At 63.7% G+C, this 7,150-nt stretch carries 7 protein-coding genes and 1 riboswitch; of the genes, 6 read left to right on the top strand and 1 reads right to left on the bottom strand.

Annotated features, from left to right (window positions below; genetic code table 11):
- Positions 1-78: 78 nt before the first annotated feature.
- Positions 79-663: a hypothetical protein gene (locus JMN22_RS23140; protein WP_198798111.1), complete on the bottom strand. Its 585-nt coding sequence runs from the start codon at positions 661-663 to the stop codon at positions 79-81.
- A 159-nt stretch (positions 664-822) separates the two neighbouring features.
- A riboswitch (cobalamin riboswitch) is annotated at positions 823-1,032 on the top strand.
- An 80-nt stretch (positions 1,033-1,112) separates the two neighbouring features.
- Here JMN22_RS23140 and cobO point away from each other — a divergent pair.
- Genes cobO through JMN22_RS23110 form a run of 6 tightly spaced genes read left to right on the top strand, consistent with a single transcriptional unit; the run spans position 1,113 to position 7,118 of the window.
- Positions 1,113-1,724, top strand: coding sequence for a cob(I)yrinic acid a,c-diamide adenosyltransferase (cobO, locus tag JMN22_RS23135; protein ID WP_030142392.1), 612 nt, complete (start codon positions 1,113-1,115; stop codon positions 1,722-1,724).
- Between the two features lie 11 nt (positions 1,725-1,735).
- Positions 1,736-3,133, top strand: a complete 1,398-nt coding sequence (locus JMN22_RS23130) for a cobyrinate a,c-diamide synthase (RefSeq protein ID WP_198798110.1) — start codon at positions 1,736-1,738, stop codon at positions 3,131-3,133.
- A complete protein-coding gene (gene bluB / locus JMN22_RS23125; RefSeq protein WP_198798109.1) occupies positions 3,130-3,780 on the top strand; it encodes a 5,6-dimethylbenzimidazole synthase in 651 nt (216 codons plus the stop codon). Before JMN22_RS23130 ends, bluB begins: the two co-directional genes overlap by 4 nt.
- Positions 3,777-4,685: an adenosylcobinamide-phosphate synthase CbiB gene (gene cbiB / locus JMN22_RS23120; RefSeq protein WP_198798108.1), complete on the top strand. Its 909-nt coding sequence runs from the start codon at positions 3,777-3,779 to the stop codon at positions 4,683-4,685. The genes bluB and cbiB overlap by 4 nt, the downstream gene beginning before the upstream one ends.
- The gene (gene cobD / locus JMN22_RS23115; RefSeq protein WP_198798107.1) at positions 4,678-5,670 is read left to right on the top strand and encodes a threonine-phosphate decarboxylase CobD; all 993 of its coding nucleotides are present in this window, start codon (positions 4,678-4,680) and stop codon (positions 5,668-5,670) included. Before cbiB ends, cobD begins: the two co-directional genes overlap by 8 nt.
- Positions 5,667-7,118, top strand: a complete 1,452-nt coding sequence (locus JMN22_RS23110) for a cobyric acid synthase (RefSeq protein WP_198798106.1) — start codon at positions 5,667-5,669, stop codon at positions 7,116-7,118. The genes cobD and JMN22_RS23110 overlap by 4 nt, the downstream gene beginning before the upstream one ends.
- Positions 7,119-7,150: the final 32 nt, after the last annotated feature.

Raw genomic sequence — 7,150 nt, 5'->3', positions numbered from 1 at the left:
TGCGGTGGGTCAGTCATTATTTATGCCTACTGGCCCACCGCATTCGCGAGCAAGCCCGCTCCCACAGGTTCCACTAGATCAACCATGGGCCTGCTTTAACAGCACCGCGACGCCAGGGTGATAGTGCCCGGTTTCGTTGCGCAATTTGCGATAGGCATAGGGGAAATACCAGGCCACGGCGCAGGTGTTTTCTTTCTGCAGGTCATCGATCATGTCCTGCAGTTCTTCGGGCGTGGCGCTCTGCTGGGCTTTTTGCGGGGCGACGAACAGGCAGCCGAGCTTCAAGTCGCTGGCATAGCTGATGCGCTTGGCGTCGCTGGTGGCTTCCAGCAAGGGTTGGGTCAGGTTCAGGTTGTTGACCTTCGGCCAGCGTTGGGTCGCCTGGATGAAGGCGCGTTCATCGGTACTGGCAATCAACAGGTCGGCGCGGGCGTTGCGTTCGCCTTCTTCGTTCTGTTTGCGCGTGGACGCGTCCTGCAGCGTGACCATCTCAGCCATCCAGGCGGCGGCCGACAGCAACCCGAGGTTGGCTTTTTCATCGTGCCAATAAGGTGTGTCGCTATCGCCGCGCACGGCGTTGTAGCGGTCGATACAGTCGAACCAGCGTTCCAACACCGGGCGCAGGAATTCCAGCTTCGGATTGCTGATGATCATGCCTTGCATGCGTTTGCCCTCTTGTTCTTGTGATATCGGGTCATGGTGTCTCTTTGATATCACTTGCCGCAGCATCACACAAGATTGACGTCAGTTTATTGATCCGGGCCAATGTCCCAGGTGATGGCCGTCGCGGCTTTAATTGACGCTCCACCCCCAACCCTCTAACCTTCGCGGCTTGTTTCAGGTGCTCTATGGCAATGGCCGATAGGGTGAAACAGGGAAGCCGGTGCGTGCACACAAACCCGGCGCTGCCCCCGCAACGGTAAATGAGTCAACGCTGTGCCTAAGCCACTGTGTTCCAGGACATGGGAAGGCGCGCAGCCAGGCGTTATGCCGCTCATGAGCCCGGAGACCGGCCTGATTCATCCAACGGCATCACGGTGGGCGATGCCAGGCTCATTGCCGTCCTTTTTTTGCCCGCCCGCCGTTATCCAGTCCCAACGGAGAGCTCCCCCATGACCGACACGCCCGATCGCGACGAACGCCACCTGGCGCGCATGCTGCGCAAGAAAGCCGTGATTGACGAGCGCATCGCCAACTCGCCGAACGAGTGCGGCCTGCTGCTGGTGCTGACCGGCAACGGTAAGGGCAAGAGCAGTTCGGCATTCGGCATGCTGGCCCGGGCCATGGGCCATGGCATGCAATGCGGCGTGGTGCAGTTCATCAAGGGGCGCAACAGCACCGGCGAGGAGCTGTTCTTCCGCCGCTTCCCCGAGCAGGTGCGCTTTCATGTCATGGGTGAAGGCTTCACCTGGGAAACCCAGGACCGCCAGCGCGACATCGCCGCCGCCGAAGCCGCCTGGGCTGTGTCGCGTCAGTTGCTCAGCGACCCGGCCATTGGCCTCGTGGTACTCGATGAGCTGAACATCGCCCTCAAGCACGGCTACCTAGACCTCGATCAAGTCCTGAGCGATCTGCAAGCCCGACCGCCCATGCAGCATGTGGTGGTGACCGGTCGCGGCGCCAAGCCCGAAATGATCGAGTTGGCCGATACCGTGACTGAAATGGGCATGATCAAGCATGCGTTCCAGGCCGGCATCAAGGCGCAGAAAGGCGTCGAATTGTGAGCGATGCGCCGATGACCAGCCGCCATTGTCCGGCGGTGTTGATTGCCGCCCCGGCTTCCGGCCAGGGCAAGACCACCGTCACCGCCGCCCTCGCACGGTTGCACCGCAACCAGGGGCGCAAGGTGCGGGTGTTCAAGTGTGGTCCGGACTTTCTCGACCCGATGATCCTTGAGCGAGCCAGTGGCGCGCCGGTCTATCAATTGGACATGTGGATGGTCGGCGAGCAGGAAAGTCGCCGGCTGTTGTGGGAGGCTGCCGCCGAAGCGGACCTGATCCTGATCGAAGGCGTGATGGGGCTGTTCGACGGCACGCCGTCCAGCGCCGACCTGGCGCGGCATTTCGGCGTGCCGGTACTCGCGGTGATCGACGGCACGGCCATGGCCCAGACCTTCGGCGCTTTGGCCCTGGGCCTGGCGCGTTATCAACCGGACCTGCCGTTCGCCGGGGTCTTGGCCAACCGGGTCGGGACCTTGCGTCATGCGCAATTGCTCGAAGGCAGCCTGACCGAGGGCTTGCGCTGGTATGGCGCGTTGTCACGGGAAACCGGCATCGAGTTGCCAAGCCGTCATCTCGGGCTGGTCCAGGCCAGTGAGTTGAACGACCTGGACGTTCGCCTGGACGCTGCCGCCGAGGCGTTGGCCAGCAGTTGTGAAGTGGCTCTGCCGCCCAGCGTTGAATTCGCGGCTCCGGAGATGACCGTTGTCGAGCCGTGGCTCGACGGTGTGCGCATCGCTGTCGCCAGGGACGAGGCGTTTGCCTTCACTTACGGCGCGAGCCTCGATCTGCTGGGGGCCATGGGCGCGCAGTTGAGTTTCTTTTCGCCGATTCACGATACCCAATTGCCCGAGGCGGACAGTCTTTATCTGCCTGGCGGTTATCCCGAACTGCACCACGTCGCCCTGGCGCAGAACGCGCCGATGCTGGCAGCGATCCGTGCCCACCATGCGGCCGGCAAACCGCTGCTCGCCGAGTGCGGCGGCATGCTGTATCTGCTTGATTCGTTGACCGACGTTGAAGGCGTCCGCGCGGAACTGCTGGGTTTGCTGGCCGGGGATGCGCAGATGCAGAAGCGTCTGGCTGCCCTCGCGCTGCAATCGGTGGATTTGCCGGAAGGCGACCTGCGCGGGCATACCTATCACCATTCCCTGACTGATACCGAGCTTGAGCCGATTGCCCGTGGGCACAGCCCCAATGGCGGGCGGGGAGCGGAGGCGGTTTTTCGCCAGGGGCGGATGACAGCTTCCTACGTGCATTTTTATTTTCCGTCCAATCCGAGGGCGGTTGCCGCGTTGTTTGCGCCTGATCTTCAGGTCGCTATCGCGAGCAAGCTCGCTCCCACAGGGGATCGTGTGATCTCAAGTACAACGCCTACCGGTGTGGGAGCGAGCTTGCTCGCGAAGAGGCCATGACTGACAACGATTTCTCCCTGGCCGAACGCGAAGCCGTCTACCGCGCCATCGCCGAACGCCGTGACATGCGCCATTTCAACGGCGGCACCGTCGAGCCGCCATTACTGCGCCGCCTGCTGGAAGCCGCGCACCAGGCCCCCAGCGTCGGGCTGATGCAACCGTGGCGATTCATCCGTATCAGCAATCGCGCCTTGCGGGGCGAGATCCAGCACTTGGTGGAAGAAGAGCGCATCCGCACCGCCGAAGCCCTGGGCGAGCGCAGCGACGAGTTCATGAAACTCAAGGTCGAAGGCATCAACGACTGTGCCGAAGTTCTGGTGGCGGCGCTGATGGATGACCGCGAGCGACACATTTTCGGGCGTCGGACGTTGCCGGAAATGGATTTGGCCTCGCTGTCCTGTGCCATCCAGAATTTATGGCTGGCGGCTCGCGTCGAAGGGCTGGGGATGGGCTGGGTGTCGTTGTTCGAACCCCAGGCGTTGGCGGATCTACTGGGGTTGCCCACAGGCGCCAAGCCCCTGGCGATTCTGTGTCTTGGCCCAGTCGAAGGTTTCTATCCGGCGCCAATGCTCGCCCTGGAAGGCTGGGCGCAACCGCGTCCGCTCAATGAACTGCTTTATGAAAATCACTGGGGAGTGCGCCCATGAGCGTAGCGTTGCTCAGCGCCGCCGCAGTGGCGCTGGATGCGTTGCTGGGCGAGCCCCGGCGCTGGCATCCGCTGGTGGCATTCGGCGGTTTCGCCAGCCGTATCGAACAACGTTTCAATTCCGGTGGGCGTGGCTGGCGCAGTCACGGTGTTACGGGGTGGATCATCGCCGTGCTGCCCTTGACCTTGCTGGCCACGGCCTTGTCCTGGGCACCCTTGGTGGGCTGGCTGGTGGACATCCTCGCGTTGTACTGCGCCCTCGGTTTGCGCAGCCTCGGCGAGCATGTCGAGCCGGTGGCCAGGGCGTTACGCAGTGGCGATCTGGACGAGGCGCGCCAGCGGGTCAGTTATCTGGTCAGTCGCCAGACGGCTGAGCTGGACGAAACCGCGGTCGCCCGTGCCGCCACCGAGTCGGTGCTGGAAAACGGCAGCGATGCGGTATTTGCGGCGTTGTTCTGGTTCGCGGTGGCCGGTGCGCCCGGCGTGGTGCTGTACCGCTTGAGCAATACCCTCGACGCCATGTGGGGCTATCGCAACGAGCGCTTCGAGCGTTTTGGCTGGGCGGCGGCAAAGATCGACGATGTGCTCAACTACATTCCCGCGCGCCTGGTGGCGTTGACCTACGCCGTCCTCGGCAAGACCCGTCTGGCGCTCAAATGCTGGCGAACCCAGGGGCCGACCTGGGACAGCCCCAACGCCGGGCCGGTGATGGCCGCCGGCGCCGGTGCGCTGGGCGTGGAACTGGGGGGCGCGGCGGTGTATCACGGCGAACTGCATCAGCGTCCGCCGCTGGGCGAAGGTGTGCCGGCGAGTGCTGATTCCATTGATCGCGGCTGGCAATTGGTGCAGCGCGGCGTATGGTTATGGCTGCTGATTCTCTGCCTCGGAGCCGAGTTCTATGCTTGAGCATGGTGGACGACTGCGCAACGCTTCCCGGCAATACGGCATTGCCGAGGCCGATTGGCTCGACCTGTCCAGCGGCCTGGCGCCCTGGCCGTTCGACATTCCGCCAATCCCGCCGCGAGCCTGGGCGCGCCTGCCCGAGGCCGACGATGGATTGGAGCAGGCCGCTTGCGACTACTACGAAGCGACGCATGCGTTGCCGGTGGCCGGTTCGCAGATGGCCATCCAACTGTTGCCGCGCCTGCGCCGGGCCGGCAAGGTCGGTGTCTTGTCGCCCTGCTACGCCGAGCACGCCGAAGCCTGGCGCCGCTGTGGTTACATCGTGCGCGAAGTGTTGGAGACGGAAGTGGACTTCTTCCTCGACAGCCTCGACGTGCTGGTGGTGGTCAATCCGAACAATCCCACCGGCCTGAGCCTGAGCCCGGAACGCTTGCTCGATTGGCATGCGCGTTTGGCCCAGCGCGGCGGCTGGTTGGTGGTGGATGAGGCGTTCATGGACATCACGCCGCACCTGAGCCTCAGTGCCCATGCCCATCAGGTCGGGCTGATCGTGTTGCGCTCGTTCGGCAAATTCTTTGGCCTGGCCGGGGTTCGCCTGGGGTTCGTCCTGGCCGAGCGCCGTTTGCTGAAGCTACTCGCCGAGCAAGTCGGGCCGTGGGCCATCAGCGGGCCGACCCGGGTTTTGGGTGAAGCTTGTCTGCTCGACACCGAAGCCCATGCACGGCAGCGCGAGCGTTGCGTAGAAACCAGCCAGCGCCTGGCCATGACGCTGGAACGCCACGGCTTCAAGCCCCAAGGCGGTTGTGCATTGTTCCAGTGGCTGGTCACCGAACATGCCCAGGCGCTTTACGAATTCATGGCCCATCGCGGCATTCTCCTGCGGCTCTTCACCGAGACCAGCAGCCTGCGCTTTGGGCTGCCGGCTGACGACGCGCAATTCCTGCGCCTGGAACAGGCTTTCGAAGCCTACGCCAAGGACATTCAATGACGACCTTGATGGTGCAGGGCACCACCTCCGATGCCGGCAAAAGCACCCTGGTCACGGCGCTGTGCCGCTGGGTCAAGCGCCAGGGCGTGCGCGTGGTGCCGTTCAAGCCGCAGAACATGGCCCTCAACAGCGCAGTGACCGCCGACGGCGGCGAAATCGGCCGGGCCCAGGCCGTCCAGGCCCAGGCTTGCGGCCTCGAACCGCACACCGACATGAACCCGGTCCTGCTCAAGCCCAACAGCGACACCGGCGCGCAAGTCATCATCCATGGCCACGCCGTCACCACCATGAACGCGGTGGCTTATCACGATTACAAATCCATCGCGATGCAGGCGGTGCTCGCCTCCCACGAGCGATTGAGCGCGGCGTATCCAGTCGTCATGGTCGAGGGCGCTGGGTCGCCGGCGGAGATCAACCTGCGGGCTGGAGACATCGCCAACATGGGCTTCGCCGAAGCGGTTGACTGCCCGGTGTTGCTGATTGCCGACATCAATCGCGGGGGGGTATTCGCTCATCTGGTCGGCACCCTGGAACTGCTTTCGCCCAGCGAGCAGGCGCGGGTCAAGGGCTTCATCATCAACCGTTTCCGCGGCGACCTTGCTTTGCTGCAGCCCGGCCTGGACTGGCTGGAAGCGCGCACCGGAAAACCGGTGGTCGGCGTGCTGCCCTATGTCATGGACCTGCATCTGGAGGCCGAGGACGGCCTCGACCAACGTCAGGCCGACAAGGCCGAACAAGTGCTCAAGGTGGTGGTGCCGGTCCTGCCGCGCATCAGTAACCACACCGATTTCGATCCGCTGCGCCTGCATCCGCAAGTCGATTTGCAATTCATCGGCCCCGGCCAGGTCATCCCGCCGGCGGACCTGATCATCCTGCCCGGTTCCAAAAGTGTGCGCAGCGACTTGGCCTTTCTACGAGCCAATGGCTGGGAAACGGCGATCCATCGACACCTGCGCTACGGCGGCAAGTTGTTGGGTATTTGTGGCGGTCTGCAGATGCTTGGCCAGCACGTCCATGACCCGCTCGGCCTGGAAGGCGCGGCGGGCTCCAGCGCCGGGCTGGGCCTGTTGGATTTCGAAACGACTCTGGAACGCGAGAAGCAACTGCGCAACGTCCGCGGGCGGTTGGCTTTGGAAGACGCCGAGGTCAGCGGCTACGAGATCCATGCGGGCGTGACCCTCGGCCCCGCTCTGGAACATGCTGCGGTGCATCTCGATGACGGCCGTTGCGATGGCGCTCGGAGCCTGGACGGGCAGATTGTCGGGACTTATCTGCACGGGCTGTTCGAGTCGCCGGCGGCCAGCAGCGCGTTGCTGCGTTGGTCGGGTCTGGAGGACGTACAGGCGGTGGATTACCACGGCTTGCGCGAGCGAGATATCGAACGGTTGGCGGACCTGGTGGAGCGGCATCTCGATACCGGGTTGCTGCGTGAACTCTGTGGGATCTAGGTTGGCTAGGCTGTCCTCATCGCGAGCAAGCT

The organism is Pseudomonas sp. HB05 (genome assembly GCF_016756915.1).
Taxonomy (GTDB): domain Bacteria; phylum Pseudomonadota; class Gammaproteobacteria; order Pseudomonadales; family Pseudomonadaceae; genus Aquipseudomonas; species Aquipseudomonas alvandae.
Note: the sequence above shows the minus strand (reverse complement) of the source record. Positions and strands in the feature narration are given on the sequence as shown.